The organism is Aeromonas sp. PS2Canimalfood6 (genome assembly GCF_048276795.1).
Classification (GTDB): Bacteria; Pseudomonadota; Gammaproteobacteria; order Enterobacterales; family Aeromonadaceae; genus Aeromonas; species Aeromonas caviae.
This window is the reverse complement of the sequence record NZ_JBLUXC010000006.1, coordinates 62,096-88,280: the sequence shown is the minus strand read 5'-3', so window position 1 is coordinate 88,280 and position 26,185 is coordinate 62,096. Positions and strand designations below refer to the sequence as shown.

The 26,185-nt window shown below is 63.2% G+C and carries 21 protein-coding genes and 2 tRNA genes; 13 read left to right on the top strand and 10 right to left on the bottom strand.

All coding sequences use genetic code 11. The annotated features are described in order from the left end of the window. Positions 1-66 precede the first annotated feature (66 nt). Positions 67-831: a hydroxyacylglutathione hydrolase gene (gloB, locus tag ACNPAA_RS04525; protein ID WP_109112289.1), complete on the top strand. Its 765-nt coding sequence runs from the start codon at positions 67-69 to the stop codon at positions 829-831. Between the two features lie 87 nt (positions 832-918). Here gloB and ACNPAA_RS04520 read toward each other — a convergent pair whose 3' ends face one another. Then, positions 919-1,191 (bottom strand): hypothetical protein, encoded by a 273-nt coding sequence (locus tag ACNPAA_RS04520; protein ID WP_010674135.1) that lies wholly within the window; start codon positions 1,189-1,191, stop codon positions 919-921. Between ACNPAA_RS04520 and ACNPAA_RS04515 the strand changes: the two genes are divergently transcribed. Further along, on the top strand, positions 1,192-2,442 hold the full coding sequence (locus ACNPAA_RS04515; RefSeq protein WP_010674134.1) for a LysM peptidoglycan-binding domain-containing protein: 1,251 nt from the start codon (positions 1,192-1,194) through the stop codon (positions 2,440-2,442). Positions 2,443-2,537: 95 nt separating this feature from the next. Here ACNPAA_RS04515 and ACNPAA_RS04510 read toward each other — a convergent pair whose 3' ends face one another. Then, positions 2,538-3,383 carry an endonuclease/exonuclease/phosphatase family protein gene (locus ACNPAA_RS04510; protein ID WP_029314263.1) on the bottom strand — a complete coding sequence of 282 codons (846 nt, stop codon included), beginning with the start codon at positions 3,381-3,383 and terminating at the stop codon, positions 2,538-2,540. 111 nt (positions 3,384-3,494) lie between these two features. Here ACNPAA_RS04510 and ACNPAA_RS04505 point away from each other — a divergent pair, with 111 nt between their 5' ends. Next, positions 3,495-3,719: a hypothetical protein gene (locus ACNPAA_RS04505; protein ID WP_010674132.1), complete on the top strand. Its 225-nt coding sequence runs from the start codon at positions 3,495-3,497 to the stop codon at positions 3,717-3,719. A gap of 6 nt (positions 3,720-3,725) precedes the next feature. Here ACNPAA_RS04505 and yciA read toward each other — a convergent pair whose 3' ends face one another. The 5 genes from yciA to ACNPAA_RS04480 all read right to left on the bottom strand — a co-directional run bounded on the left by yciA (position 3,726) and on the right by ACNPAA_RS04480 (position 11,019). After that, positions 3,726-4,124, bottom strand: coding sequence for an acyl-CoA thioester hydrolase YciA (yciA, locus tag ACNPAA_RS04500; RefSeq protein ID WP_029314261.1), 399 nt, complete (start codon positions 4,122-4,124; stop codon positions 3,726-3,728). Positions 4,125-4,263: 139 nt separating this feature from the next. Further along, the gene (locus ACNPAA_RS04495) at positions 4,264-5,076 is read right to left on the bottom strand and encodes an NAD-dependent epimerase/dehydratase family protein (RefSeq protein WP_043154205.1); all 813 of its coding nucleotides are present in this window, start codon (positions 5,074-5,076) and stop codon (positions 4,264-4,266) included. 246 nt (positions 5,077-5,322) lie between these two features. Continuing rightward, a complete protein-coding gene (locus ACNPAA_RS04490; protein ID WP_039038828.1) occupies positions 5,323-6,321 on the bottom strand; it encodes a LacI family DNA-binding transcriptional regulator in 999 nt (332 codons plus the stop codon). A gap of 178 nt (positions 6,322-6,499) precedes the next feature. Continuing rightward, complete coding sequence (locus ACNPAA_RS04485) at positions 6,500-8,416, bottom strand: transglycosylase SLT domain-containing protein (protein ID WP_417891615.1); 1,917 nt, start codon at positions 8,414-8,416, stop codon at positions 6,500-6,502. A gap of 83 nt (positions 8,417-8,499) precedes the next feature. Further along, complete coding sequence (locus ACNPAA_RS04480; protein WP_417891614.1) at positions 8,500-11,019, bottom strand: EAL domain-containing protein; 2,520 nt, start codon at positions 11,017-11,019, stop codon at positions 8,500-8,502. Positions 11,020-11,411: 392 nt separating this feature from the next. Here ACNPAA_RS04480 and hpf point away from each other — a divergent pair, with 392 nt between their 5' ends. Beyond that, complete coding sequence (hpf, locus tag ACNPAA_RS04475) at positions 11,412-11,744, top strand: ribosome hibernation-promoting factor, HPF/YfiA family (protein ID WP_010674126.1); 333 nt, start codon at positions 11,412-11,414, stop codon at positions 11,742-11,744. Between the two features lie 63 nt (positions 11,745-11,807). Here hpf and ACNPAA_RS04470 read toward each other — a convergent pair whose 3' ends face one another. Continuing rightward, positions 11,808-12,320 carry a VC2046/SO_2500 family protein gene (locus ACNPAA_RS04470; protein ID WP_052815832.1) on the bottom strand — a complete coding sequence of 171 codons (513 nt, stop codon included), beginning with the start codon at positions 12,318-12,320 and terminating at the stop codon, positions 11,808-11,810. Positions 12,321-12,446: 126 nt separating this feature from the next. Between ACNPAA_RS04470 and ACNPAA_RS04465 the strand changes: the two genes are divergently transcribed. Then, a tRNA-Tyr gene (locus ACNPAA_RS04465) sits at positions 12,447-12,531 on the top strand. Positions 12,532-12,562: 31 nt separating this feature from the next. Then, positions 12,563-12,647: transfer RNA gene (locus ACNPAA_RS04460), tRNA-Tyr, on the top strand. Between the two features lie 204 nt (positions 12,648-12,851). Here ACNPAA_RS04460 and ACNPAA_RS04455 read toward each other — a convergent pair. Both ACNPAA_RS04455 and ACNPAA_RS04450 read right to left on the bottom strand, forming a co-directional pair. Continuing rightward, positions 12,852-16,625: a translocation/assembly module TamB domain-containing protein gene (locus ACNPAA_RS04455; protein ID WP_408763180.1), complete on the bottom strand. Its 3,774-nt coding sequence runs from the start codon at positions 16,623-16,625 to the stop codon at positions 12,852-12,854. Positions 16,626-16,701: 76 nt separating this feature from the next. After that, positions 16,702-18,477: an autotransporter assembly complex protein TamA gene (locus ACNPAA_RS04450; RefSeq protein ID WP_042017328.1), complete on the bottom strand. Its 1,776-nt coding sequence runs from the start codon at positions 18,475-18,477 to the stop codon at positions 16,702-16,704. A 536-nt stretch (positions 18,478-19,013) separates the two neighbouring features. Between ACNPAA_RS04450 and ACNPAA_RS04445 the strand changes: the two genes are divergently transcribed. The 7 genes from ACNPAA_RS04445 (at position 19,014) to ACNPAA_RS04415 (ending at position 26,166) form a co-directional block, all read left to right on the top strand. After that, positions 19,014-19,409, top strand: a complete 396-nt coding sequence (locus tag ACNPAA_RS04445; protein ID WP_043154193.1) for a hypothetical protein — start codon at positions 19,014-19,016, stop codon at positions 19,407-19,409. 59 nt (positions 19,410-19,468) lie between these two features. Beyond that, positions 19,469-19,747, top strand: coding sequence for a peptidylprolyl isomerase (locus tag ACNPAA_RS04440; protein ID WP_039039827.1), 279 nt, complete (start codon positions 19,469-19,471; stop codon positions 19,745-19,747). Positions 19,748-19,874: 127 nt separating this feature from the next. After that, positions 19,875-20,585 (top strand): DUF1499 domain-containing protein, encoded by a 711-nt coding sequence (locus ACNPAA_RS04435; protein ID WP_041212718.1) that lies wholly within the window; start codon positions 19,875-19,877, stop codon positions 20,583-20,585. Next, positions 20,575-21,150: a carboxymuconolactone decarboxylase family protein gene (locus ACNPAA_RS04430; protein WP_161469597.1), complete on the top strand. Its 576-nt coding sequence runs from the start codon at positions 20,575-20,577 to the stop codon at positions 21,148-21,150. The genes ACNPAA_RS04435 and ACNPAA_RS04430 overlap by 11 nt, the downstream gene beginning before the upstream one ends. After that, complete coding sequence (locus tag ACNPAA_RS04425; RefSeq protein WP_417891613.1) at positions 21,147-23,303, top strand: FAD-dependent oxidoreductase; 2,157 nt, start codon at positions 21,147-21,149, stop codon at positions 23,301-23,303. Before ACNPAA_RS04430 ends, ACNPAA_RS04425 begins: the two co-directional genes overlap by 4 nt. Positions 23,304-23,322: 19 nt before the next feature. Beyond that, positions 23,323-24,492 carry an ABC transporter substrate-binding protein gene (locus tag ACNPAA_RS04420; protein WP_227263525.1) on the top strand — a complete coding sequence of 390 codons (1,170 nt, stop codon included), beginning with the start codon at positions 23,323-23,325 and terminating at the stop codon, positions 24,490-24,492. A 48-nt stretch (positions 24,493-24,540) separates the two neighbouring features. Then, entirely contained in the window at positions 24,541-26,166 is a 1,626-nt protein-coding gene (locus ACNPAA_RS04415) for an ABC transporter permease (RefSeq protein ID WP_417891612.1), read from the top strand. Positions 26,167-26,185 lie beyond the last annotated feature (19 nt).

The following is a 26,185-nucleotide window of genomic DNA, read 5'->3' as shown; positions in this document are numbered from 1 at the left end:
TCGGGGGCGAATGCCATCCAGTTATATAAGATCCCTTCCTTAAAGAGAACACAAGAGCCTCGACCCATGTACACCGTCATCACAGTTCCCGCCTTCAGCGACAACTACATCTGGTTGATCCGTCACGAAAATCACTGCCTGGTCGTCGATCCAGGCGAGGCCGATCCCGTGCTGGAACGGCTGGCTGCGCTGGATCTGGTGCTGGATGCCATCCTCCTGACCCATCACCACCGCGATCACGTCGGGGGCGTATCCGAGCTGCTACAACACTTCCCCCACGCTCGCCTCTATGGTCCCAAGCATGACCCCATGCCGGACCATCACGGCCAGTGGCTCGACGACGGGGATCAGATCAACTGGCATGGCCTGAGTCTGGATGTCCTCCATGTGCCCGGTCATACCCTGGGGCATATCGCCTATTACGGCCAGGGCATGCTGTTTTGTGGCGATACCCTCTTCAGCGCCGGTTGCGGCCGTCTGTTCGAAGGGACCCCGGCACAGATGCACACTTCCCTGCAACGGCTCGCGGCACTGCCCGATGAGACCCTCCTTTATTGTGCCCATGAATACACGCTCTCCAACCTGCGTTTCGCCCATGCGGTCGAGCCCGACAACCTGGCGATCCAGCGGCAGATCGGCGTGATCAGCAAACTGCGTCAGCAGGGCCTCCCGAGTCTCCCCTCCCGGCTGGGAGATGAGCGGAATTTCAATGTTTTTCTGCGCTGCGAGCAGGACTCGGTAAAATTTTCTGCTGAGAAATACGCCCTTAAATGCTTGGAAAATCCAGAGGATACCTTCGCTGTTCTGCGGGCCTGGAAGGACGTTTTTTGAACAAACCTTGATCAGGGGGGCATTGCCCCTTATGATGCGAGCTGTTTTTCCACAGATGACCTGAGCGAGATGAAGCTACGAACGGCCTTATTGGCAGCGCTGTTTCTCAGCGGCTGTCAAAACCTGAGCCATCAGGATGACCGGGCGGTAACGGCAATCGAGCCGATCAAATCCCCCCAAGTCAGCAAGAAAACGTACAAAAAACACTCTTCGCGGATGCTGTTCGGCGACGAACAGATAGAAGAGCTGGATGACACTGATAACCTGTGGGTGCGTATCAGCGATGATATGCAGCTGGACTCGCACGATAATGCCCGGGTTCGCCAACAGCGTGATTGGTTGTTGCGCAATGATAAGCATATGGCGACCATTGCCAGCCGGGCTGAGCCCTACCTGTATCTGATGGTAGAGGAAATCGAACGGCGTGAGCTGCCAATGGAGCTTATTACCATCCCCATGATCGAGAGCATGTTCGATCCCAATGCCCGCTCCCGCAGCAATGCGGTCGGTCTTTGGCAGTTCGTTCCTGCAACCGGCAAGAATTTCGGCCTGCGCCACGACAACTGGTACGACGGTCGACGCGATGTCCTGGCATCCACCAATGCCGCACTGGATTACCTGGAGTACCTGAACCGGTTCTTCGACGGTGACTGGCTGCAGACCCTGGCCGCTTACAATGCCGGTGAAGGTCGGGTGCGCAACGCCATCACCCGCAACGAACGGGCTGGTCGTCCGACCGACTACTGGTCGCTGGACCTGCCCCGCGAAACCCGGATGTATGTGCCCAAGATCCTGGCCATGGCCGACATGATCCGCAATGCGGACAAATACAATGTCACCCTGCCGGTGCTGGCCAACAAGCCGCAATTGCGAACCATCAATACCGGTGGCCAGATTGATTTGAACGTGGCCGCCCAGCTGGCTGGTGTTTCCGCCTCCCAGCTCAAGGCGCTCAATCCTGCGCTCAAGCGTGGCATGACCTCGCCGCAGGGCCCTTACAACCTGCTGGTCCCCGTCGAGTACGCCGACACCCTGGAGCTGGCCCTGGCCGATCTGCCCCAGCGTGAACGTACCCGTGGCGTGCGCTCCTATCAGGTCACCAGTGGTGATACGCTGTCACGGATCGCCCAGAATCACGGGGTGACCGTGCAACAGCTCAAGCTGGCCAATAACATGCGTGGCAACAACCTGCGCCGTGGCCAGAGCCTGATCATCCCCAATGGCGGGCGCGCAACCCAGGTTGCCCAGAGCAAGCCGCAGCAGCTCGCCAGCCGCAGTGGTGGCAAGGTGAACTATCAGGTGCGCTCCGGTGACAACCTGTGGAGCATCAGCCAGGCACACGGGGTCACCCACGCCGACCTGGCCAAGTGGAACGGCCTGAACGCCAAGTCGGCCCTCAAGCCTGGCATGAAGCTGGTGGTCTGGCCCAAGCAGGGCAAGAGCAGCAACAAGTCCATGGTCTATCAGGTGCGCCGCGGTGATTCCCTCTCCTCCATCGCAGCCCGCTTCCAGGTCGCCGTCAACGATGTGATGCGCTGGAACCAGCTCGGCAAGAGTGACTATCTCAAGCCGGGTCAGGAGTTGACCCTGTTCGTGAAGAACAACAGCTGATCGCTCGTCGCAATCCAAAAAATACCCCGCTTGATGCGGGGTATTTTTTTGTCTGCATGAACCAGCGGCGACTCCGCTCTCCCCTGAGGGATGACTCAGGGAGTGATAGCCTGGGCCGCAAAGCGCGCCAGAATGGGGTTGTGGTCAGAGGCATCGGTAGCAGGTGAACTCACCTCCACCAGATCCAGATTGCGATAGTAGAGGTGATCCAGCGGGCGGCCAAAAGCGGTGCGACGCAGATCAGGCACAGGTATGGCCTCCTGCAGGCCAAGCTCGCCCACCAGCTTGTTCAACCAGAACGCGCGCTTGTCGCTCCAGGTGTTGAAATCGCCGCCCAGGATGACCGGCCCCTGGTGGCGATGGATCAACGCAGTCAGATCGTTGAGCTGCTCGCGGAAGGTCGCCATGCCCAGTTCGAAATTGACCGCATGGAGATTCACCACCAGCACGCCGTCAGGATCCCCCTGCAAGGGATAGAGACTGACCAGACCTGACTTGGGGATACGCAGCAGGGGTTCGGGGGAACGGACGCCACAAACAAACGCCTGCGGCGTTTTCGCCACTGTCATCACGCCAAAGGAGACACCTCCCTGGGTGAAGGCCTGCAACTGCTGCCACTGGAAATCGCCTCTCTTCAGCCAGTCCAGCATCTCGGGCCGGGTCGCCGACTCTTGCAGCAGCACCAGATCCTGGGACTTGGCATACTCATCCAGCCCTTCCCGCCAGTTCTTGCGTTGTCCCTTGTAGAGGTTCCAGACGGTGATGCCAAACTCCCTCGGCAAGGCCGTGGAGGCGAGCGCCACCAGAGGTGGTCTGTCACAGCTTGCGCCAGGTATGATACCTGCCGCAGTCACCAGATGATCTTGATCCGGTACCTCGAAGCAACCGACCAGCCCCAACGTCAGCAGGGACGTTCCCAGAATCCGATAACTATTTTTCATTGGCTAACAATCACCTGCCTCTGCAAGACGACATGGCCCTCACACAGGCCACGGTCGCCGACTAGTCTCATTATTCGTGTCCGGCCCGACTCATCCAGAAGGAATTCAACGATGGCGAGACAGCACCAGTACCGCGTGACATTTTACGATCAACAGGGAACCTGTCATCAAGTGGAGCTTTCCACCGTCTATCAAATCAGGCGGGATCCCCAATGTGATCTCTGTCTGTTCGACACCCGGCAGTGCGTGGGGTCGGAAGAGATGCTGGAGCGCATGATACGGCAAAAAACCGGGCTTGAGCAGGAAATATCCATCATCAATGCCCGGCTCATCTGAGCAGACTCAGACCGGGACGGGGCGGGATTTGCCCTGATCGTCGATGGCCACATAGGTGAAGACGCCCTCGGTCACGCAGTACCGCTGGGCTTCGTTCTCCCGCAATACCGGCTTGACCCAGACCTCCAGCTTGAGTCGCATGGAGCTGCGACCAATCTTGAGGCAGCGACCGTAACAGCACACCACGTCACCCACCTTGACCGGGCTGTGGAAGGTCATCCCCTCCACCGAGACGGTACAGATGCGCCCTTTTGCCAGCTCCTTGGCCATGATGCCCCCACCTATATCCATCTGGGACATAATCCACCCGCCGAAGATATCGCCATTGGGGTTGGTATCGGCTGGCATTGCCAGGGTTCTCAGCAACAGCTCCCCATCGGGGTGGCGCTTGGTCTCTTCCATCATTACCGCTCTCTTTATCATGGATGGCGGCATGATAGGGGGCGATCCCCCCCTTGGCAAACCTCAATTGTCCCGGAGCGCGCGCCGTATCTGGTTTGCACGCCAGATGACCGACTCCGGGGCCCGGATGGCGACGACCCGTTCAACCCTTCAAGGCCGCCCCGTCCGCAAACCAGTGGGCCGGATCCGGCCAGCGATAGACGAAACCAAGCTGCTGGCAGATGCGCTGACCTTCGATGGGAGCAAACTCCCCCGCCGGCTCGACGAACTGCGGCGGCACCAGCCCGAGCAAGCGGCTCGCGAAGGGGTAGAGCTGCTCCCGGCGCGGGTGAACGGGGGCACTCAGATTGTAGGCATCCCCATCCTGCCCCTGGGCCAGCATCAGCTCACAGGCGGCTACCACGTCGTCCAGATGCACCAGGTTCACAGCCTGGCCTCCCCCGGCCAGCGTCTTGCCCGCCAGAAAACGGCCGGGGTGACGGTCAGGACCATAGAGTCCGGCCGGGCGCAAGATCATGGCGCAGTCAACATGCCCTTCCAGCACGGCAAGCTCGGCCGCCCGCATCCGCGAGCCTCTGTCATGGGCTGGAGCGGGCGTATCCTCCTCCCCCTGTCCGGCCCCCCAGACCGAAGTCGCGCTGATAAAAAGAACCCTCTGAACACCCGCCTCCCTCGCCTGTCGGCACAGGCGGGCCACGGATGCCGGGTAATCCCCGGTCTTGCTGGGGGGCACGCAGATCACCAGGTCATGACAGCGAAAAGGCAGTGATCCCATGTCAGGGGTGAGCAACAGCGGCCAGGCGGCGATGCCCTCCCCCCGCAGCCGTTCAGCCTTTTCGGCCGTACTGACCGTCACCGCGACAGATTGCCCCTGCTCTTGCAATGCCCTGGCCAGGGGCAACCCCAGCCAGCCGGCGCCCACGATACCCGTCTGATACTCAAATTCGTTCGTCATACCCGGATCCTGACAAAAAAAAACGGCCATCCAATGATGACCGTCGAAAGTAACGAAGGAAATAGCCGGATTAACCGGTTACCTCCCACAGCGGGAAAATCGGGAGCGCACGCTCCTAATTCGTGGCCCTATCCTAGTGGCAGCGCGGTCAAAAAGCTTTGAAGCGGATCACAGTTGAAAAGGATTTCTGAAAGCGCTTTCACTGTTATGCAAAAAAGTCGACCCGCACGGGGCCAACTTCATGACTCAGGCCACAGATTCCCGCCGTACCAGTTCGGCTTCGAATTTGAGCGCCAGCCCCTCAACCGGCTTGTGATCCAGCAGCCTCAGGGCCAGCTCAGCGGCCCGCTCTCCCATCTCCTCGATGGGGTAACGTACCGTGGTGAGCTTGGGATAGATGTATCGGGCATAGGGGATGTCATCAAAACCGACCACAGAGACCTGCTGGGGTATTTTGTAACCCCGCTCCAGCAGACAGGAGATGGCCCCCGCCACCATGGCATCGTTGAAACCCAGCACAGCGCTGAACTCGACGCCGCGCGCCAGCAGCTCGCTCATGGCCACATAGCCACCTTTTTCGTCGGCATAGGCACGGCCGATGAGGGCAGGATCCAGCTCGATACCTGCCCGTTGCAGGGCGAAGCGATAGCCGGCCATCCGCTGCTGACCATCCACAAACTCCTCGTCATCGGAGGTGACGAAGGCAATCTTGCGATGTCCCGCGTCCAGCAGATGCTGGCAAGCCGTGGTGATGCCGGCCTGGTTGTCCAGCCAGACGCAGCGATCCTCGCAGCCTGGCACCTGACGGTTGATGAAGACGATGGGGGTCGTGCCCGACGCCAGCTCGCTGAGCTCTTCGTCAGGCAGCGCCTTGCTGTGAAGGATAAGGGCATCACACTGGCGCTGCAGCAGCGCCTGGATGGCGTGCCGCTCACGGGTCGCGTCGTGGTTGCCGGACACCACGATGGTGAACTTGTTCGCCTTGTCGACCATGCTTTCGATGCCGCGCATCATCTGGGCGAAGAAGGGGCCGCCACACAGATCCCCCACCAGCACACCGATACAGTTGGAGCGCTTGCTCACCAGGGCCTGGGCGAAGCTGTTTGGACGAAAGCTGAGCTCCTTCATGGCCGCGAGGACAGCCTCGCGCTTCTCGGGCGCCACCTGCGCCGTGTTGTTGATCACTCGAGACACTGTCGAAATGGAGACATTCGCCAGCTGAGACACATCTTTGATCGTTGCCACTCTCGATTCCTTTGTTGGAAAAGCCTGTCAGTGATGATCGGGCATTGTATCGAACCTGACAGACCAAGACGCGGCGCCCGATCACCTGGCAGGTTTCCTTTTGTAACAAAGCTTAAGGGATGATAACCATTTTGGGGCAAGAATGGGAGGCCGCCGCCACAACGACTGCCCCCCGAACTCAATAGGCGTGATTCAGCTCGCGTTCCGACATAAAACGCAAAGGCTGCTGCAGCTTGTGTTGATAGATGAGATCGAAAGAGAGCACGTTCTGGACATAGTTGCGCGTCTCCCGATAGGGGATGCTCTCCACCCAGACATCCATCGGCTTGTTGTCGCTCTGCTCGCGCCAGCGCTTGACCCGGCCAGGACCCGCATTGTAAGCCGCCGCCGCAAGGATCCGGTTGCCGTCATACACATCCAGCAGGCGCTTGAGGTAGGCGCTGCCAAGACGAATGTTCATGGCCGGGTCGAACAGTTGCTGCTCGTTGCGATAGGGCACCCCAAGCTTGCCGGCCGTCTCTTTCGCGGTGGCAGGCATCAACTGCATCAACCCCCTCGCCCCGACCGGTGACTGGGCCAGGGGATAGAGTGCGCTCTCCTGACGGGAGATGGCGTAGAGCAGACTGGTGTTCATGGTGCGCTCTTGTGCCATCTGGGAGAAGGTGCGCTTGAGGGGCAGCGGGAAGCGCAGGTCCAGCGCATCCCAGGCCTCGGCACGGATGCTGGAGAGGATCGCCAGCTCGTGCCAGCCCTGGTTGAGGGCGATGTGGCCAAACTCCAGGCGCTGGGCCACGCTGTTGCGATCCATGTTGTGGATCCACTCAGAGCGGGCCGCCGTGATCTCGTTCATCGCCAGCAGTTCACGCACCCGCAGCAGGAAGGGCCAACGGCGACTGGCACTTTGCCAGTCCGGCACCTTGTGCGCCACGCTCTGGTTCTTCATGCGATAGGGCACACCGGTGCGCTGGGCCGCCATGAAGCCGTAGAAGCCGCGCAGGCTCGCAGTCTCGAGATAGAGGTCCCGCGCCGGTTTCTGCCGCCCCTGTTTCTCCAGCGAACGCGCCATCCAGTAACGCCAGCGATCCTCTTTTTGCAGCCCCATGGGCATCCGCTTGACCCAGCCTTCGAGGCCGCGCCAATCCTGCTCCCAGATGGCAAGACGGGCCCGCAGCTCCACCAGCTCCGGATCCTTGAGCCGCACCAGAGCCGTATCCAGCCAGGCGCGCTGGTCAGAAGATCGGTCCAGCAACAGGCGGCGGGCGGCCGCCTTCTCTACCCGATTCACCTCGGCATGGTTCAGGCCGAAGCGACGGGTCATCTCCCCCAGCTGGCGCAGAACCGCGTCGGGCTCCTGGTTGGCATAGCGGGCCAGCCCCAGTGAGAGCAGATGCCGCGACGGGGGCGCCGCCGTGAAGTTGGCCGGATTCATCGCCCGCACGGGTTGGTCATACAGGGCGATCATCTGATCGCCATACCCCTTCATGCCGCTGCCGAGCTGGGCCCCGAGGTGGCGAATGAGGTTGGGGTTCTGGGCCTCGAAAGCCAGGTTCATGCGCTCCCAGATCTTCTCCTGGGTGCGCAGACCCGCTTGCTGCCAGAGCTGGAACAGGGGATCGCAGGCATCGGGCCTGGATTGACCGCTCAACCAGAGCTTGCCTGCCTCCTGCAGGGCTTCACTTTTGTGCCCCGTGTAGTAGCGGGCCTGATAGTGCTGACAGAGCAGATCGGTGGAGCTTGGCTTGGCCGGATAGAAGCGCAGGAACTGGGACCATTGCTGGCTCTGGGCAAGATAGGTGAGATAGCTGCGCTCGAGCCGGTTGGACTGGGGGGTGTCCCCGTGCTGGCGGATGAAGCGGGTCACATCGTTGTAGTCTGCCGCCCCGGGACGGAACGCAAGCTGGTAGTAATCCAGATAGGGCAGCAGTGGATAGTGGATCAGGCGTGCCCGAAGCTGGCTGAATTTGACCTGATCATTGGCACGCACGGCCTCATGGGCCTGGCGATAGAGAGACTGCTCCATGGTTTGCGCAAAGGCGGGTGCCACTAGCCCTGGCACGCACAGCGCCGAAAAGATGATTCCCTGCACGGCTTTCACGAAAGGTATTCTCCCTTGAGAGGCATAACCACCGCCCGCTGGCGGTGGTGAGATACCTTCATTCTACCCGTTAAATATGGGCGCTACGCCACACTATTTTTATCGGTGCAGACGGGGCGATCACCGCGTACCTGGCGGCTGACATAGCGTTCAAGGTAGGGAACAGGGAGCGGCTTGGAGGCGAGGTATCCCTGGAAGAAATGGCAGCCCTGCGCCTGCAGAAACTCCAGTTGCTGGCGGGACTCCACCCCCTCCGCCGTCACGTTGAACCCCATGTGGCGGGCCATGGCGATCACGGCCTCGACGATGGCCATGTTGTCACCATCCTTGGGTATGTCCTGGATGAAAGAGCGGTCGATCTTGAGCTCATCGGCCGGCAGCCGCTTGAGGTAGCTCAGGGAAGAGTACCCCGCCCCGAAGTCGTCGATGGCAAAGCTGATGCCCAGGGTCTTGAGTTCCGCCATCTTGCTGATGGTGTCTTCCGCATGACCCAGCACCACCGACTCGGTGATCTCCAGGTTGAGGCAGGCGGGATCCATGCCGGTGGCCGCCAGCACATCGTGAATGCGATCGACGAAGTCGGGAGCATGGAACTGTTTGGCGCTCACGTTGACCGAGAGCTGAGGGACGTGGATCCCGTTCTCCTCCCAGGAGACGTACTGGGTACAGGCTTCGTGCAATACCCAGTTGCCGATGTCGACAATGAGATCCGTCTCCTCGGCAATGGGGATGAACTCGGCAGGCGACACCAGGGCACGCCCGGGGGGTTGCCAGCGGATCAGCGCCTCGACACCGATGATCTCCCCCCCCGCCACCATGTGCTGGGGCTGGTAGTGGAGAGTCAACTCCCCATTATCGAGGGCACTGCGCAGCTCGTTGTGAATGTGCAGACGCCGGTCGGCCTGCAACTGCATGGAGGCATCAAAGAAGCGCCGGGTCTTGCGGCCCGCCGATTTCGCCTGATACATCGCGGTGTCAGCCTGCTTGAGCAGATCCCCCGCCTCCTGCTCCCGACCGGGAAAGAGGGTGATGCCGACACTGGCGCCGATGTGCAGCACCTGGCCTCTGAAATCATAGGGGGCGGCGATCTCCCCGATGAGCCGCTCCGCGATGAGGTCGGCCTGCATCTCCGCCTGGGGAGGGCTGATGGAGAGCGCTGGCAGCAACAACACGAACTCGTCGCCGCCGAGACGGGCCAGACAATCCCCCTGGCGCACCAGCCGCTTGAGACGGCTGGCCACCTCCTTGAGCAGCCAGTCGCCGGTGGCGTGACCCAGGGAATCATTGATGGTCTTGAAGTGGTCGAGATCGATGAACAGCAGGGCCCCGATGAGGTGACTGCGATTTGCATCGGTGAACGCCTGGGTCAGGGTTTCGTGCAGCTGACGACGATTGGGCAGGCCGGTCAGCTCGTCATAGAAGGCGAGATCCTGAATGCGGCGCTCCGCCGCCTTGCGCTCGGAAATATCCTCGAAGAAGATGACATAGTGGCTGATCCCCCCCTTCTCATCCTGCACCGGCGTGACGATCTCCCACTGGGGATAGGCGTGACCGTCGGCGTGCAGGCGCAGGGTTTCCCCCTGCCAGCGATCCAGGGCGTTGAGCTCGTAACCCAGCCCTCCCAACCCCGACCAGAGATCGTTACCAAGATGCAAACCAATCACCCCCTGGTTGTCAAAGCCGGTGATCTGGCTGAAGGCGTAATTGACCCGCAGGATCTTGAACTCGGGATCCGTGATGATGATCCCTTCGTGAGTTTCAAAGGCCACCGCAGGCAGCCGCATCAGGGCATCGCTTTGCAGGCGCTCCAGCTCGGCCACCATGCGCACCGAGAAGATGGTCAGGACAGAGTCCAGATCCGTGGTCCGGGTCTGGCTCGGGAACAGCAGGGCGAGATGACCCAGGATCTGACCGTTGCGATCGAGCAGCGGCTGGGCGTAATAGTGCTGGCACGGGGGCAGGTCAGGATACCCGGTCAGGGGTTCACTCACGGGGACCGCGCAGGAGGACCCCTGGCGATAGAGCTGCTGGCAGGGCATGTCACAGAGGGCATACTCCTTGACGTCGATGCCGTGGCTCGCCAGCACTCTCAGCCTGTCGAGACCAACCCGCTCCGTCAGCCAGACGGCAGTGGCTCCCAGGATATGGGCCAGCTCGTTGACCAGGGTCTGGCAAAAATCGAGCCCCGTCTTGGCGGAAAGCGCCTGCGCCAGCTTGGCCAGCAAGGGGGCCTGCAACATGGGAAGCGGCGGTGTCACGCCTGCGGGGGAGTTGGCGCGATCCATCTCGCGATGCATCATTTCGAGGGGGGCAAGCCAGCCACAACAGAGCCCCTGTGCAGGCACATACTGACCGTACCAGAGCGCGTGGTGTACCTTGCCGTCCTCATCGCGCAGGTGACCGATGAACTGGCCTGGCTGGCAGGAATCGTGGAGTCTTGCAAGAAAATCGGCGAAACCCGCTTCATCTTCCCGCTCAAGTTGGGTGGCCCAGGGGTGGGTTCCCTCCCCTGCCCAGGGTTCACAAGAGACATGATCAGACAGGCTCCATTGCCCATGCTGCCGATCATAAAACCACATCATCTGGGTGGCTTGCTGCTTCATCTACGACTCCAACCACTACAACCACGTTATCCACCCCGACTCCTGCAGAAAAGCATATCCGTTTGCGCGCATATCTCCACCGGCGCATGGCAATGATTTTGCGATGCGATGAGGCGATGTGGGTGGAGAAAATTCGAGACTATGCGGCAAAAACCAAACATCGGGTCGACACAAGGCGCTGCCGAGGGGGGACAGAAACGATCCTATTTGCTGATACTGCCTGCCTGTTTCACTGAGCTCAAGCGGTTTTTGGCATGAAACGGGAAAAGCTCACAATTTATGGACAGCGGGATTCCCAAGGGCATTTTTCGTGATATAGATCACATTTTGATTTGGCGACATGGGTAATCTGGAGGTGAAGACACAAGCAAGACGACCCGAAGGGGGCCATTATGAAAATCGAAATGACCAGTAAAATCATCGACATCACCCCAGCCATCCGCGAGCGCATTGAATCCCGTTTTGAAAAGCTCGAGCGTCTTCAGGTGCCTCTCATCACACCCCATGTGATCATCTCCAAAGAGCGTTTGATGTATATCGTCGAAGCCACTATCGGCATTCCCAACGGCAAACTGTTTGCGCAGGCAGAGCACGAGGATCTCTATGCTGCCATCACGGACCTGGGCCAGAAGCTGGAACGCCAGCTCAACCGTCACACGGAAAAACCCATCGCCCGTCGTGCCGCCGGCAAGGAAGTGCCCCAACCGGACGAAGCAGACGCCTGACAAGGTTCACCACTCATAAAGCAAAAGGCGGGTTATCCCGCCTTTTTGCATTCTACCGTGCCGTCACCCCAGCCAGCGCAGCCTGGCATCCACCCCATGCGCAAGCTCATCGAGCAGCGGCAGCATCATCAGCGGAGCCTCCTCCCTGGGGTCAGCGCCCATAGGGCGGGCCTGCCATCGCTCGCGACCCAGTGCCGAGAGGTTGTCATACACCGCGGGATCCAGCGCGGGCGTTCGGCTCACCAGTGGCGGGGAGCGCAGCGCCAGCCAGAGTCTCACATCCGTCATGCACCCGCCCTGTTGCAGACGCTCGTTGAGGCTGGTGGCATCGCTCTCTTCCACCCCGCCTTGCAGGGACGCCCGGGGCATCAGACCGAAACGGGAGCGCCAATCCATCTCACCCGACGCAGGCTTGGGCGGGGCATCAAACCAGGGCTGCTCTTCCACTGCATCAGTCAGCAGCGCCAGATGCAGCCTGAAGTCGGCACGGTCCCCCGCACGGAGATCCTGGTTGAGCCGTTGGCCCAACTGGGCCTCATCCACGAGCAAGCGGTCACGAATCGCACTGGGCAGCATGAGATAAATCTTGGAAATGAAGGTTTCATTGCTTATCGGCCATCAACCCGATCCTTTAAGCATTAAAAATCCCGGCAGAGGGGTTCACAAGCGCGACAGATCTGTTAGTATGCGCCTCGCACTTGGGGAGGGGTTCCCGAGCGGCCAAAGGGATCAGACTGTAAATCTGACGGCTCTGCCTTCGAAGGTTCGAATCCTTCTCCCTCCACCATTCAAGTGCGCACAATCAGGTCATGCCCCGTGGAGGGGTTCCCGAGCGGCCAAAGGGATCAGACTGTAAATCTGACGGCTCTGCCTTCGAAGGTTCGAATCCTTCTCCCTCCACCATCTTTCAGAGAACCCGGCTTTGTGCCGGGTTTTCGCTTTTCTGCCTTCCACAAATCCCCTTCTTCTTCAAAAAAACGGGAGGCCAGGCCTCCCGTCAATATATGCACGCTCTCACCCCGAACCTGCTTGCGACAGCTGTCATCAGCAGGTCGGGCAGAGGGGGATCAGCGTCCCCCCAGGCATCTGTCTTGTCATCCGCGCCCCTTACAGGGTGAAGCGATAGAAGATATCCACCGCCTGGGCCACCCCGCTCATGGCCTGCAGATAGAGCCTTGGCATCAGCTCGTAGCGCAGCTTGAATTCGGCGATGGGGCTGAACACCCCGACCCCGTACTGGAACTGCAAGCCGGGCAGCAGATAGGCCGACAGGGTCACCTGGGTGTCATCGCCACTGCCTGCGGTATCGAGGGCCACGTCGCTCATGCCGAGGGACTCCCCGATGCTGGAGACCACGCCGCTCGCCTGGCTCACGGCCCCCGCCACCAGCAGGCCGTTGAAGCCGCCATCCTCGCCGCTGGTCTGCAATCCCTTGCCCCGCAACAGATAGGAGAGCTGTTCGGACTGCGCCATCTGCGGCTCGGAATAGACAGTGATCTTCGGCTTGGCGGCCGGCCCCGTCACCCGCACCCCGACGGTCACGTTGTCCTCGATGGTGTCCGGATCCCGATAGGTCTCGATGTTGAGATAGGGCTGATCGATGGGGCCGGAGAAGAGGATCCGCCCCTCCTTGATGATGAGGTTCTGGCCATAGGCCTTGAAGCGCCCGTCCCTGAGCTCCAGTTGCCCGTTGCCCGAGAGCGGCTTGGAGGGATCCTGGCGAATGTTGAGGGCCCCTCCCACCTTGGTTTTGAGTCCCATGGCTTCAAGGCGGACGTCGTCCCCGAGCCGGATGGCGAGCCTGATCTCCATGGGCAGCGGTGCCGCCTTGGGGACCGGCGGCAGATCGTCGTAGATGACGGTGACGTCATCGGAGACCGCTACCGCGCTGTCTGGCAGGCTCTTGACCAGGATGCGCGACCAGGGGATGTCCACCTGCCCGGTCACCCTGGTCTCCTCCCCGAGAGAGATGGCGATGTCAGGGGTCACCCTGACCCGGCCCATGCCCGGGTACTGGGCCTCCAGCTCCTTGCCCTGAATGGTGAGGCTGCCGGTCACCGGCTGCTGGGCCCAGCTCAGCCAGCCCCCCAGCACCAGGGGGCCCTTGCCCACCATCATGGAGCCGTCGAGTTCGGCCCGGTTGCCTTCTATCTTGAGGCGGGTCACCAGCTTGGAGAGGGTCACCATGTCGGAGTGGGTCTGAACCTCCCCCTCCTTCAGGTTCAGCTCGCCATACAGCAGGGGGGCAGCCAGGGTACCGTCGAAGCGGGCATCCGCCGAGATGACCCCTTGCAGGGAGCGCACTTCGGGAATGAGCGGCGCAAAGGTCGCAAGCTTCAGATCGTCAAACCTGAGTTGACCGCCGAGGTTGCCGCGGCCGGCGGGATCCCGGATCAGCAGATCGGTGTCGATGTTGCCGATCTGCTCGGAGGCGAAATCGACCCGGATGGCGGCCTGCTGGCGCTCGAAGTCGATCCCGAGCTCGAGGCGCTGGTAGTCGGTCTTGAGTTCGTCGGCGACGAAGGTCCCAGGCGTGGTGCGCACGGTGGCGTGCAGGGTCGGCTGGTTGCCGCGCCAGCTGGCGCGCCCGTCGGCCGACAGCACCGCCTGCCAGCGGAAATTGTCCGGCAACCAGGGGCGCAGCCGCTTGAGATCAAATTCGTTCAGGGCAAATTCCAGATTGCCCTGGGACTGGGCTATCCGGCTCCCCTTGACGCAGAGACTGGCCTTCTGGGACGCGAGGCAGAGATCCCCCATGGTCAGCTGCTGTTTCGGCAGATCCAGGTCCAGAGACCAGGGGGCGGTCAGCGCCCAGCGCTTGAGGGGGGTCTTGAGCTTCAGCTCGGCAAGGGCGCCACGCCAGCGGTCACCGCGCAGGCTGCCATTCAGGCTGAGGTCTGCCGCCAGCGGATCCCCCTTCATGGTCAAGGTGAGCCCGTGGCGCTCGAGATCGCCGCTCAGGTTCAGGGCGATTTGCGAGAGCTTGGTCTCCCCCTGCGCCAGGCTCGCCACCGTCACCGCCACCTCACCGGCGGGCTTCTCCCCGACCAGGGCGTTGGCCCTGATGACGGTCTCCTTGAGGACGGTGCCCGCGTAGGCGAGTCGGCCCGACACCAGATCGGCATTCACGCGCGGCGCCTGCTGGTTGCCGGTGACGCGCACCTGGCCCTTGATGTCCCCTCCCAGACCCGGGTAGATACCCCCAAGCTTGGGCGCATCCAGATCCGCATCCAGCTTCCAGGCCTGGGTCGTGAGCGAGCCTTTGGCCTGCAGCCGGTTGGGGCCGCTTTGCAGCGTCAGGGCCGGGATGGTCCACTCCATCTTGTCGTTGCCGCTGAGCCTGCCCTGCAAGGCCAGGGGATACTGGTTGAGCTTGCCATCCACCTTGAGCTCGGGCAGGGCAAGCTGCCAGTGGCCCGCCTCATCCAGATCGAAGCGACTGGTGATCTTGCCCGCCAGTGCCCCCTTGATCTCGGGCACCAGCTCCGCCGGGTTGATCCCCTTGAATTCGGTCGTCCCCTGCCACTGGACCCCCTTGCTCCAGGCCAGCTTGCCGTCGAGCTTGAGCTCCCCCTTGAGGGCCCCCAGCAGCAGCTCGATACAGCTCAGCTGGTTGAGATCCCCCTTGCCCGAGAGCGCCACCTTGAAGGGGGGCACATCGGTCCCCTTGCCGGCGGTGTTGAGCGCAAACTGATAACCGGAGAGCTTGCCCTTGGCGCTCAGGGTGCCCTTGTCCAACCGATAGCTGGGCTCATCCTTGGCAGGCTTGTGCAGGGGCCAGGAGAGGCTCTTCCAGTCCAGCGCCAGATCGAAGGGCAGATCCGGGTCGAGGGCCGCAAGGGATCCTTTGAGATTGGCGCCCACCGGCCCCTTGGCCTTGAGTGCCAGCCCAAGCTTGCCCACAGAACCGTCCAGGACGAGATTGACCTGCTCCCCCTTGAGCTCCCCGTCCAGCAGCCCTTGACGCGCCTTGGCATCCAGAGTCAGGGTGAGGGGGTAATCCTCGTGCAGGCGCACCTGACCACGCAAGGCCAGATCCGCCATGGCATGGCGCAAGGAGAGCTCCCGGATGTCGATGCGCTCCTCCTCGGCGGTGGCCGACAGCAACAGGTTGTCAAGCCCCTCCACCAGCTCACCTTGCTGATAACGGAACGCCGTGGCTTTCAGCCCCTCCAGCTGGATGGGGAAAGGCAGTCGCACCGCCGGCAGCACCATGGGCTCGGGCTTGCTTGCGGCCTGCGTCTTGTCACCGGGGACAGCCTTGCCCTCGCCGGCCGCCAGGGTGGCGCTTTTCTCATCCGCCGGTTTGGCGCCCTTGTCACTGGCCGCCTCCACCGGGGATGGTGCTACCACCACGTTCAGGCCATCGAGCACGGGGCCGCGCACGATGAGCCCGGCGCGATCCAGGGCGGCGCCAATGTCCAGATCCTTGAGGGTGATCGTCACGCCGGGCACCGCCACATCGAGATCGGCAACCTTGAGGCTGTCGACCTGGATTTTGAGCGGCAACGGATGCCAGACGAAGGGCTCCGACGGCTCTTCCGGCACCGGCTCGGACTCCGCCACCCGGACCACGGGGCGAGTCACCGCCAGAGTCTTGATCCAGAGCTTGCCCTGCAGGAGCTTGCCCAGATCCCAGTCCAGCACGGCCCGCTCCACGGTGACATCCACCAGCTCGTCCTGCCAGCCAACCCCTTCGAAGGTCCAGCCATAACCGAGTTGCCCCGCCACCAGCTCCCCCTTGAGGGAGGGCAGCGCGGCTCTGGCCTGTTGCCACAGCCACTTGTTGCCCTGATGGGTGAAGCCCAGCAGGCTGACGCCGATGAGCAGCAGGAAGAAGAGGCCCATGAGCCACAAGAAAATGCGTTTTACCCAGATCACGATGCAGACCCCTGCAAGGAAAGCAGCCGCAGCGGCCAGAAAAGAGAAAGAAGAGGATATGCGCCTGGTTGCCGGGTCATAGTTCCGGCCCCAGTGCGAAGTGCAGCCGCAGCGGCTTGTCCTCCTCGGAGATGCCCACCGCCAGATCGAGCCTGACCTGACCGATGGGGGTGACCCAGCGCACCCCGACCCCGGTGCCTATCTTCCAGGCCTCGCTGTAGTCGACGGTGGCGGTCCCGGCGTCCACGAACAGGGCACCGAGCCACTTCTCGCTGAAGCGGTAGTTGTACTCCAGGCTGCCGACGCTGGCGTAGCGTCCGCCGGTCAGCTTGCCATCGTCCCCCCGTGGCGAAATGGTCTCGTAACCGTAGCCCCGGACCGTCTGATCGCCGCCGGTGAAGAAGCGCAGGGAGGGGGGGACCAGGGAGAAATCATCCCCGACGATGGCCCCCTGTTCGGCCCGCATCAGGAAACGGTGATCTTCGCCCAGGGTGCGCAGCCACTTGCTGCGCCCCCACACCCGCATGAAGCTGATGTCGGACCCCCAGTAGGGGCTCGAGAACTCCATCGTCAGTTGCTGGCGATCCCCCCAATCCGGCACCAGACCGCCGCGCACCCGCAGCCGTGACCAGGAGACGCCGGGGATCAGCAGCAGGCTGTTCCCCTCGTCCTGACCCTGGACGTAGCGCTCGTTCTCCAGGCGCACAAAGACGTCTCTGTCCCAGCTCTCCGGTCGGCGTGTCCAGCGGTGCACCCCGAAGGTGGCCAGATCGGAGCGGGTGTCGTTGTTGTCGGTGTATTGATAGCCCGCCTGCAGGGAGTAGTAATCCCGCAGCGGGTTGCCCACCGGGATCTGGTAGTCGAAGCTGAGCTCCGCTTCCGGCGCCGAGATCTTGGCGGTGCTGGAGAGGCGGTGACCATAGCGGTTCACCCAGGGTTTCTCCCAGGTGGCACTCAGGCGCGGCCCCACGTCCGTGGCATAACCGATACCGGTCTCAATCTCGTGATCGACCCGGTTGGAAAGGGTCACCTGCACCGGCACCCGGTTGCCCTCGGCCTGGCTGATCAGGGGTTTGATGTCAACCTGCTTGAACAGCTTGGTGGAGGAGACATCCTGGGACATCTCCGCCAGACGGATCGCCAGATAGGGGTCGCCGCTCTTGATGTTGATGAGCGGGCGAATAAGGTGCAGTGCCTCCGGCGTCGCGTCATAGCGGATCTCGCCGAAATGGTAGCGCGGGCCAGAGCGAAACAGGATGTAGATCTCCGCCTTGCCCTGTTCCGGGAAAACCTTGACCTGACTCTTGCTTATCTTGGCGTCAAAATAGCCACGGGCCAACCCCAGACTGCCGAGATCCGCCTTGATGGATTCATATTTGCCGTGGTTGAGGGGATCTCCCTCCTTCAGGGGCAGCTTGTCCAGCAGCTCGCTGTACACCTCGTCGCTCCCCGCATCCCCTTCCAGCAGGATGTCGAGGCGCGAGATGATCACGGGTTCCCCCCGCTCAATCTCGATCACCACCTTGGCGGGCGTCTTCTTGTCGCGGTTCAGGGTGATCTTGGGCTGGTAGTAACCATAGACCTGCAGCGCCTTCTGTACGCTCTCGGTGATCTTGGCGCGGGCGGGGCGGTACTGGCGTTCCTGATAGACGGGCAGGGCGTTGAGGTAGGCCTCGACGTTGTCTTTCTGCTCTCCCCTGACCCCCTTGATCTGGTAGGTCAACTTGGCCGCCATGGCGGGCATCGCCATCAGCCAGAGAGCGAGGGCGAGCAGCAAGAGACCGGGCCCGGGGCGACGGGATCGCCCGGATGAAGTGCTCCCGGTGAGAAAAGTAGGATAGCATCCTGTCAAACGTCATTTTCCCCGAATAACATGATTTAAAGATTGTGTTATTTAGTACGATACCGAGACTCATCCCGGGCGAGTGCCGCTCATCCTAGCATAATCACGACGGCGAAATCCCACGCTCGGGGCCCCTTTGCGTGCCGCTCTGCCGCCCCCGGTGCGGGGATCGCTTCGGCCCAGCAAGGAGCCAGCCGGGTGTGAGGAGCCAAACTGCGCACAATCCGGGCAAGGGGCGAACAAAACGCCACCACCGACCCCGCCACGCCGGATCTCCCCTGGCGGCCTTGGGCTGGCAGCAGGGTCCGGCTCGTCGCGACAACCCTTGTCGGACACCCCGCATCCGGCGGGTTTCGTCAACCCGTCCCCCTCGACTTGCTCCGTGCCCTCTTCCCCGCCCTGCCTGCTATTGAACAGGAAAATAAGTTTAAATCAATCACTTGAATAGATGGCACTAAAGCTTCGTTCAATTCAATCGATTTATCCCGCTGCCCCTGCGCTCCTGCCTGTCCCACACTGATCCCAATCATCGCAGGAGAGACCCCATGCACCTACGTAGCGAACAACTGGCTGACTACATCGCCGACCGACTCGAGTTCATCACCTTCCTGGCCTGCTGCAGCGCCCTGCTGGCATTGCTGACCGGCATGAACGGCCAGCAGGCCCTCGCCTTCACCGCGCTCAATCTGCCCTTTGGCCTGGCCCTGCTGCTGGGCATGGCCCTGCTCGCCCCCCTGTCTGCCCACTGGCGCCTGCCCGGCATAGTCCTGCTGCTGGTGAGCGCAGCCCTGGCCACCCTGCAGATGGGAGGCAACTGGCTCAACCCCCTGGCCATCTGGAGCCTCTATGCCCTGCTGGGGCTGGAGATCCTCTGGCAATCCCGGGCCAGGGTCCCCCTGGCCGCCGGCCCCCGGAGCCGGGTCTCGCGCCCGAGGGGCTGACGCGGAGGCGCAATTGCAGTAATCTTGCGCCCCCTTTCCCCTCGCCGAGGAGCATTCCGATGAAAAAAGCCTGTGCCCAGCACATCCTGGTCAAGACCGAGAAACAGTGTCTGGAGATCAAGGAGAAGCTCGCCAAGGGCGCCGATTTCAGCCAGATGGCCAAGCGTTTCTCCACCTGCCCTTCCGGCAAGCGTGGCGGCGATCTGGGAGAGTTCTCCAAGGGGGACATGGTCAAGTCCTTCGACGATGCCGTGTTCAAGGGGGAGCTGCTGACCGTGCTGGGGCCGGTGCGCACCAAGTTCGGCTTCCACCTCATCAAGGTGCTCTATCGCAACTGATCCAGGGCGACGAGGCCATCGGTTCTCTGAGCCGCACGCCTGGGATTGATGATCATTTACTAACGTTATCAGGCAATTAAGTTTATCCTTCTGGGCATAGTTCCATCCTGACCCGTGGATCCCTCTTATGCACAGCTCTTTGTGGTGGCCGCTGCTGACCTGGCTATTGCCCCTTTGTGGGGCTCTTGGCAGCCGCGCCCATCTCTGGCCCTGGTGGCTCGGCTTCATCCTCTGTCTCGCCAGCGCCCTCCTCAGCCTCGTGCTGCTGCTGCGCCTGCCCTGGCGCTATCGCCGCACCACCAACCTCTGGCCGGATATCTGGGGCATTGCTCCCCTGCTGTTGCCCCTGCTGTTTCTCGTCCAGGCGCTGCGCTCCCCCCTCACCAACGACGTCAGCACGGATCCCTACCATCCGCCACGGCTCCAGTGGGCCGAGCAGCTCAGAAGCCCGGAGGATCTCCCGGTCTCCCCCCCGCCCCTGCAACTATTTCCAGGCAACCCCGGTCCTCTCTATACCCGGGCATCCCCGGTCGAAGTGCTCGCGGAAGCCGAGGAACTGATGACGGAGCTGGGCTGGCAGGTTCACCCGGGCAGCGAGGGTATCGATGCCGTCGTCACCACCGGCTGGTTCGGGTTTCAGGATGACGTGGCCCTGCGGGTCTTTGCCGGGCCCAAAGAGACCCGTATCGACATGCGCTCCGCCTCGCGCCAGGGGCGCAGCGATCTGGGGGTCAACCGGGCACGGATCATCGATTTCCTGAATCGGTTGAACGAGCGCCTGGGCGGGGCCTACAAGCCCAAGATGGAGAAGCTCAAAGAGGAACAAGATGCGCATTGAGGTCAAACCGGACCGGGCCTACGCCTGGTTCATCCGCCCCTTCTTCTGGCTGCAGAAACGCAACTACGGTCAGGTACTGATCCCGGGCAAGTGCTGGGGGCGCTCCCCCAGGCTGTTCGCCGCGGTCGCCACCCTCTACGGCGTCATCAACCGCAAGCGCTCCCCCATCGACCCCGTGCTGCGCTCCCTGGTGACGGTGCGGGTCTCCCAGCTCAACTGGTGTCGTTTCTGTGTCGACATCAACGCCATGACCCTCGTCAAGCGGGCAGGCTCCAGCGACAAGGTGGAGGCGCTGGCCCGGTGGCGCGACAGCCCCTTGTTCGACGAGCGGGAACGGGCCGTGCTGGACTATGCCGAGGCCATGACCGGGCTGGATGGCGTGAGCGACGAGCAGGCCGCCCGCCTCAAGCCCTGGTTCGATGACGACGCCCTGGTGGAGCTCACCGGCCTCATCGCCTTCCAGAACATGTCCGCCAAGTTCAATGCCGCTCTCGACATCGCTCCCCAGGGGTTCTGCCAGTTGCCGGTGCAACCCGAGAGTCCCCTCGACAAGGGGCAGGGATGAACAGGGCACGCCTGCTGCTGTTGCTGGCGATGGGGGTCCTGGTCGGCACCTTCTTTGCCCTCGACCTTGACCACTATCTGAGCCTCACCCAGTTGCAGGCTCATCAGGCGCGCCTGGCCCTTTGGGTCGACCGCCATGTTGTCGCAGCCAGCCTGCTGTTTCTGGTGATCTATGTGCTCACCACCGCCCTCTCCCTGCCGGGGGCTGCCCTGCTCACCCTGGCGGGCAGCGCCGTCTTCGGCATCCTGTGGGGGCTCTTGCTGGTCTCCTTTGCCAGCTCCCTCGGCGCCACCCTGGCCTTTCTCAGCGCCCGCTTCCTGCTGCGGGACTGGGTCGAGACACGCTTTGGCGACAAGCTGGCGAGCGTTCAGGCCGGCATGCAAAAGGAGGGGGCCTTCTATTTGCTGAGCCTGCGCCTCATCCCCCTCTTCCCCTTCTTTCTGGTCAACCTGGTGATGGGGCTCACCCCCATCAGAGTCAGCACCTACTACTGGGTCAGCCAGCTCGGCATGCTGCCGGGCACCCTCGTCTACGTGCTGGCGGGGAGCGAGCTGGCGACCCTCACCAGCACAGGCAACCTCTTCTCCCCCGGCCTGCTGGCCGCCCTGACCCTGCTCGGCCTGATGCCCTGGCTGATGCGTGCCTTGCAGCGCCGTCTCGCCCTCTACCGGTTGCACGCCCCCTACCGCAAGCCGGCGCACTTTGACTACAACCTGCTGGTGATAGGTGCCGGCGCCGGAGGCCTGGTCACCAGCTACATCGCCGCCGCGGTGAAAGCCAGAGTGGCCCTCATCGAGCAGCACAGGATGGGGGGGGATTGCCTCCATACCGGCTGCGTCCCCTCCAAGGCGCTGATCCGAAGCGCCCGCTTCGCCATTGAACAGCGCAAGGCCGGGGAGCTTGGTTTTACCCCGAGCCAGAGCCGCGCCGACTTCGCCGCCGTGATGGCGCGGGTCGCCCGGGTCATCGAGGAGGTCGAACCCCACGACTCGGTGGCGCGCTATGAAGGACTCGGGGTGGAGTGCATCCAGGGGCGGGCGCGAGTCACCTCCCCCTGGGAGGTGGAGGTCAACGGCAAGCGCCTGACCAGCCGTCATATCGTGATCGCCACCGGCGCCCGCCCCCGGGTGCCCGCACTGCCGGGGCTGGACAGGGTTCCCTACCTCACCTCCGACACCCTCTGGCAGCGACTGCGCGAGCCCCCCCGCCATCTGCTGGTGCTGGGAGGAGGCCCCATCGGCTGCGAGCTGGCCCAGAGCCTGGCCCTGCTCGGTATCCCCGTCACCCTGGTGGAGCAAGGCCCTCAGCTGCTGCCCCGGGAAGATAGGGACGTCGCCGGGGCCCTGGCCGCGCAGCTGGAGCACGACGGCGTCACCCTGCACCTCGGCTGGCAGGCTACCTCGGCCGGGTATATGGACGGTAAAGGCGCCAACCTGCCCATCCGGCTGTACCTGCGCCGGGGGGACGAGACGCTGGTGGTTGAGGGGGACCAGCTGCTGCTGGCCCTTGGCCGGGAGGCCAACGTGAGCGGTTTCGGGCTGGAGGCGCTGGGGGTTGAACTGGCCCCCGGCGGCACCCTGGCCATCGACGGCTTCCTCGCCACCAACTACCCCAGCATCCTGGCGGTGGGGGACGTTGCCGGCCCCTACCAGTTCACCCATTTTGCCGCCCATCAGGCCTGGTATGCCGCCATCAACGCCCTCTTTGGCCAGTTCAGGCGCTTTCGGGCAGACTACAGGGTCATGCCGGCGGCCACCTATACCAGTCCGGAGATAGCCAGGGTCGGCCTCAACCAGAAAGAGGCTCGGGCCCGAGGCATCCCCTTCGAGTCGACCCGCTTCGAGATGGCCGAGCTGGATAGAGCCATCACCGACGGCGAGTCAGGGGGCTTTGTCGAGGTGCTGACGGTGCCGGGCCGTGACAGGATACTCGGGGCCACCATAGTGGGTGCTCACGCCGGCGAGCGGATCGCCGAGTTTGCTCTCGCCATGCGCCACCGCCTGGGACTTGGCAAGATCCTCGCCACCGTTCACCCCTACCCCACCCTGATGGAGGGGAACAAGTACGTGGCTGGCGCCTGGCGCCGTGCCCGCCAGCCCGGGCGCCTACTGGCGCTGCTGGCCCGTTATCACCGCTGGCGCCGCGGCGCCTGACTCTGACGAGGCAACCATCATGTTCACGACCCGACTTCGCGCCCTGCTCCGTCCCCTGATGGCCGCTGTCCCCCTGCTGCTGACCTCCCCGCTCCACGCCAATGACGCATCGTGGCAGCAGACCCTGCTGGCCGCCAGGGGGCAGACAGTCTACTTCAACGCCTGGGGGGGCAGCCCCGAGATCAACGCCTACCTGGTGTGGGCCAGGCAGGAGATCGCTCGCCAGTACCAGGTCGAGCTGGTGCAGGTGAAGGTGGATGACATCGCCCAGAGCGTGAGCCAGTTGCTGGCCGGCAAGCAGGCTGGCAAGACGTCGAGCGGCCCCATCGACCTGCTCTGGGTCAACGGCGAGAACTTCAAGGCGCTCAAGGAGCAGGGGCTGCTGGGGGACCCCTTTACCGACGAGCTGCCCAACATGGCCTTGGTGGACACCGCCCTGCCGGTGAGTGAAGACTTCACCGTGCCGGTCGAGGGGCTGGAGGCCCCCTGGGGCATAGGCCAGCTCAATCTGATGGTGGATGGCGACCAGGTAGACGCACCTCCCACCTCGGCGGCTGCCCTGCTTGCCTGGACCAAGGCTCACCCCGGCCGCTTCACCTACCCCAAGCCTCCCCAGTTTCACGGCTCGAGCTTTCTCAAGCAGATCCTGCTGGAGCTGACACCGGATCAGGCGCCCCTCTATCGGGAGGCGACCGATGCCGACTTCCTCCGCGTCACCGCCCCTCTCTGGGCCTGGCTCGACCAGCTTCACCCCGCGCTCTGGCGAAAGGGCAGGCTCTTCCCCACCGGCGCCGCCGAAACCAGGCAGTTGCTCGATGACGGCGAGCTGGCCATGGCCATCAGCTTCAACCCGGGGGAAGCCCAGAGTTCGGTGCAAAACGGCACCCTGCCCCCCACCGTCCAGGCCATCGCCATGGAAAAAGGGGCGCTCACCAACAGCCATTTCCTCGCCATCCCCTTCAATGCCTCCGCCCGGGCCGGGGCCAAGGTGGTGGTCAACTTCCTGCTGAGCCCCGCCGCCCAGGCGCGCAAGAGCGACCCCGCCTTCTGGGGGGATCCCAGCGTGCTGCGCCAGGAGGCGCTGCCAGGCCAGACCCGTCCGGCATTGCGCTTCAAGGGAGTGGCAGAGCCCCACCCCAGCTGGCAGACACGGCTGGAAGCGGCCTGGGCCGAGCGCTACGGCCACTGATCCATCATGCAGGCGCGCGCCCCTCTTCTCCTCCTGCTGCCCTTTTTGATGCTGGGAGCCCTGCTGCTGGGGATCCCGCTCGCCGGGGGCCTGCTGTTGCTGGTCATCGAGGGGCTCTCCCCCGCCAATCTATCCCTCTTGCTCCCCCAGCCCGGACTCTGGCACTCCGCAGGGTTGAGCCTCTGGGTGGCGGGGGCCTCCACCCTGGGGGCCCTCGGCGCCACAGCCCTGCTGCTCGCCCAGGGGGACGGGCGTCCCTGGATGCGCTGGCTGCGCCGCCTGCTCTCCCCCCTGCTGGCGCTTCCCCACGTCGCCTTTGCCATTGGCATCGCCTTTCTGATCGCTCCCTCCGGCTGGCTGCTGCGCCTCGTCGCCCCCCTGCTTGACCTCACCCATCAGCCCCCGGACTGGCAAACCCTCAAGGATCCCTGGGGCCTTGGCCTCATCGTGGTGCTCATCCTCAAGGAGACCCCCTTCCTGCTGCTGATGGCGCTGGCGGCACTGGATCCCGCCAAGGTGGCGCGCCAGCAGTGGCTGGGGGCCAGCCTCGGCTTCAGTGCCCCCCGGATCTGGTGGCGCCTGCTGCTGCCCGCCCTCTGGCCCGCCCTGCGACTGCCCCTCTACGCGGTGGCCGCCTATGGTCTGGCGGTGGTGGATCTCGCCCTGCTGCTGGGGCCGGATGCCCCGCCGCCCCTGGCGGTGCGACTCTGGCTCTGGTATCAGGATGCCGACCCCGCCTGGCGCGGCGCCAGTGCCAGCGGCGCCCTCTTGCTGCTCGCCCTCAACTTGCTGCTGCTTGGCGCCCTCAGGCTGCTGGAGCGGACCCACCTCACCCTCGGCAAGGCACGCTGGCTGGATGGGCGACGCGCCCCCGCCTCGCCCTGGCCCGCACTCATTGCCCGCATCGGCGTGTGGGGGCTGCTCCTGACCAATCTGCTGGTGCTCGCCGCCCTGCTACTCTGGTCCCTGACCCGGCGCTGGCCCTTTCCCGCCCTCTGGCCTAGCCAGTGGAGCGGCCGCTATTGGCTCGAACTGTTGCCGACCCTGTCGCCGCTGCTGACCACCAGCATCCTGCTGGCGCTGGCGAGCGGAGCCATAGCGCTGGTGATGGCGGTGCTGAGTCTGGAGGCGCAGGCCGGCCGCCGCCCCTGGCCGCTCTGGCTCATCTGCCTGCCGCTGCTGCTGCCGCAGGCCAGCCTGCTGTTCGGCATTCGCCTCGGGGTGGACAGGTTCAGCCTCGGGTGGGGGGGCGATGGCATCGGCTGGCGCTGGGTGCTCTGGAGCCAACTGCTGTTCGTTTTTCCCTACGTTTATTTGTGCCTGCACGGCCCCTATCGCCAGTTCGACGCGCGGCTCACCCAGAGCGCCCTGCTGCTGGGGGCAACCCCATGGCGAGCCTGGTGGCAGGTGAAAGGGCCGCTGCTGGCGCGTCCGCTGTTGTTTGCCTTCGGCGTCGGTGCCGCGGTGAGCCTGGCCCAATACCTGCCGACCCTGCTGTTTGGCGCAGGCCGGGTGGTCACCATCACCACCGAGGCGGTGGCCATCGGCAGCGGCCTCAACCGGCGGTTGGCGGGCCTCTACGGCCTGCTGCAACTGCTGCTGCCGCTCGTTATCTATCTGCTGGCGCTCTGGCTGCCGGCCCGACTCAACCCGGCGCTCAAGGGGGGCGGCTAACGATGAACTCTCATGTTGG

Coding starts and splice junctions, on each gene's coding strand:
- gloB (WP_109112289.1), top strand. CDS start 67: ATGTACACCGTCATCACAGTTCCCGCCTTCAGCGACAACTACATCTGG.
- ACNPAA_RS04520 (WP_010674135.1), bottom strand. CDS start 1,191: ATGCTTATCATTGCGCAACAACCAATCACGCTGTTGGCGAACCCGGGC.
- ACNPAA_RS04515 (WP_010674134.1), top strand. CDS start 1,192: ATGGCGACCATTGCCAGCCGGGCTGAGCCCTACCTGTATCTGATGGTA.
- ACNPAA_RS04510 (WP_029314263.1), bottom strand. CDS start 3,383: ATGAAAAATAGTTATCGGATTCTGGGAACGTCCCTGCTGACGTTGGGG.
- ACNPAA_RS04505 (WP_010674132.1), top strand. CDS start 3,495: ATGGCGAGACAGCACCAGTACCGCGTGACATTTTACGATCAACAGGGA.
- yciA (WP_029314261.1), bottom strand. CDS start 4,124: ATGATGGAAGAGACCAAGCGCCACCCCGATGGGGAGCTGTTGCTGAGA.
- ACNPAA_RS04495 (WP_043154205.1), bottom strand. CDS start 5,076: ATGACGAACGAATTTGAGTATCAGACGGGTATCGTGGGCGCCGGCTGG.
- ACNPAA_RS04480 (WP_417891614.1), bottom strand. CDS start 11,019: ATGAAGCAGCAAGCCACCCAGATGATGTGGTTTTATGATCGGCAGCAT.
- hpf (WP_010674126.1), top strand. CDS start 11,412: ATGAAAATCGAAATGACCAGTAAAATCATCGACATCACCCCAGCCATC.
- ACNPAA_RS04470 (WP_052815832.1), bottom strand. CDS start 12,320: ATGCTGCCCAGTGCGATTCGTGACCGCTTGCTCGTGGATGAGGCCCAG.
- ACNPAA_RS04445 (WP_043154193.1), top strand. CDS start 19,014: ATGCACCTACGTAGCGAACAACTGGCTGACTACATCGCCGACCGACTC.
- ACNPAA_RS04440 (WP_039039827.1), top strand. CDS start 19,469: ATGAAAAAAGCCTGTGCCCAGCACATCCTGGTCAAGACCGAGAAACAG.
- ACNPAA_RS04435 (WP_041212718.1), top strand. CDS start 19,875: ATGCACAGCTCTTTGTGGTGGCCGCTGCTGACCTGGCTATTGCCCCTT.
- ACNPAA_RS04430 (WP_161469597.1), top strand. CDS start 20,575: ATGCGCATTGAGGTCAAACCGGACCGGGCCTACGCCTGGTTCATCCGC.
- ACNPAA_RS04425 (WP_417891613.1), top strand. CDS start 21,147: ATGAACAGGGCACGCCTGCTGCTGTTGCTGGCGATGGGGGTCCTGGTC.
- ACNPAA_RS04420 (WP_227263525.1), top strand. CDS start 23,323: ATGTTCACGACCCGACTTCGCGCCCTGCTCCGTCCCCTGATGGCCGCT.
- ACNPAA_RS04415 (WP_417891612.1), top strand. CDS start 24,541: ATGCTGGGAGCCCTGCTGCTGGGGATCCCGCTCGCCGGGGGCCTGCTG.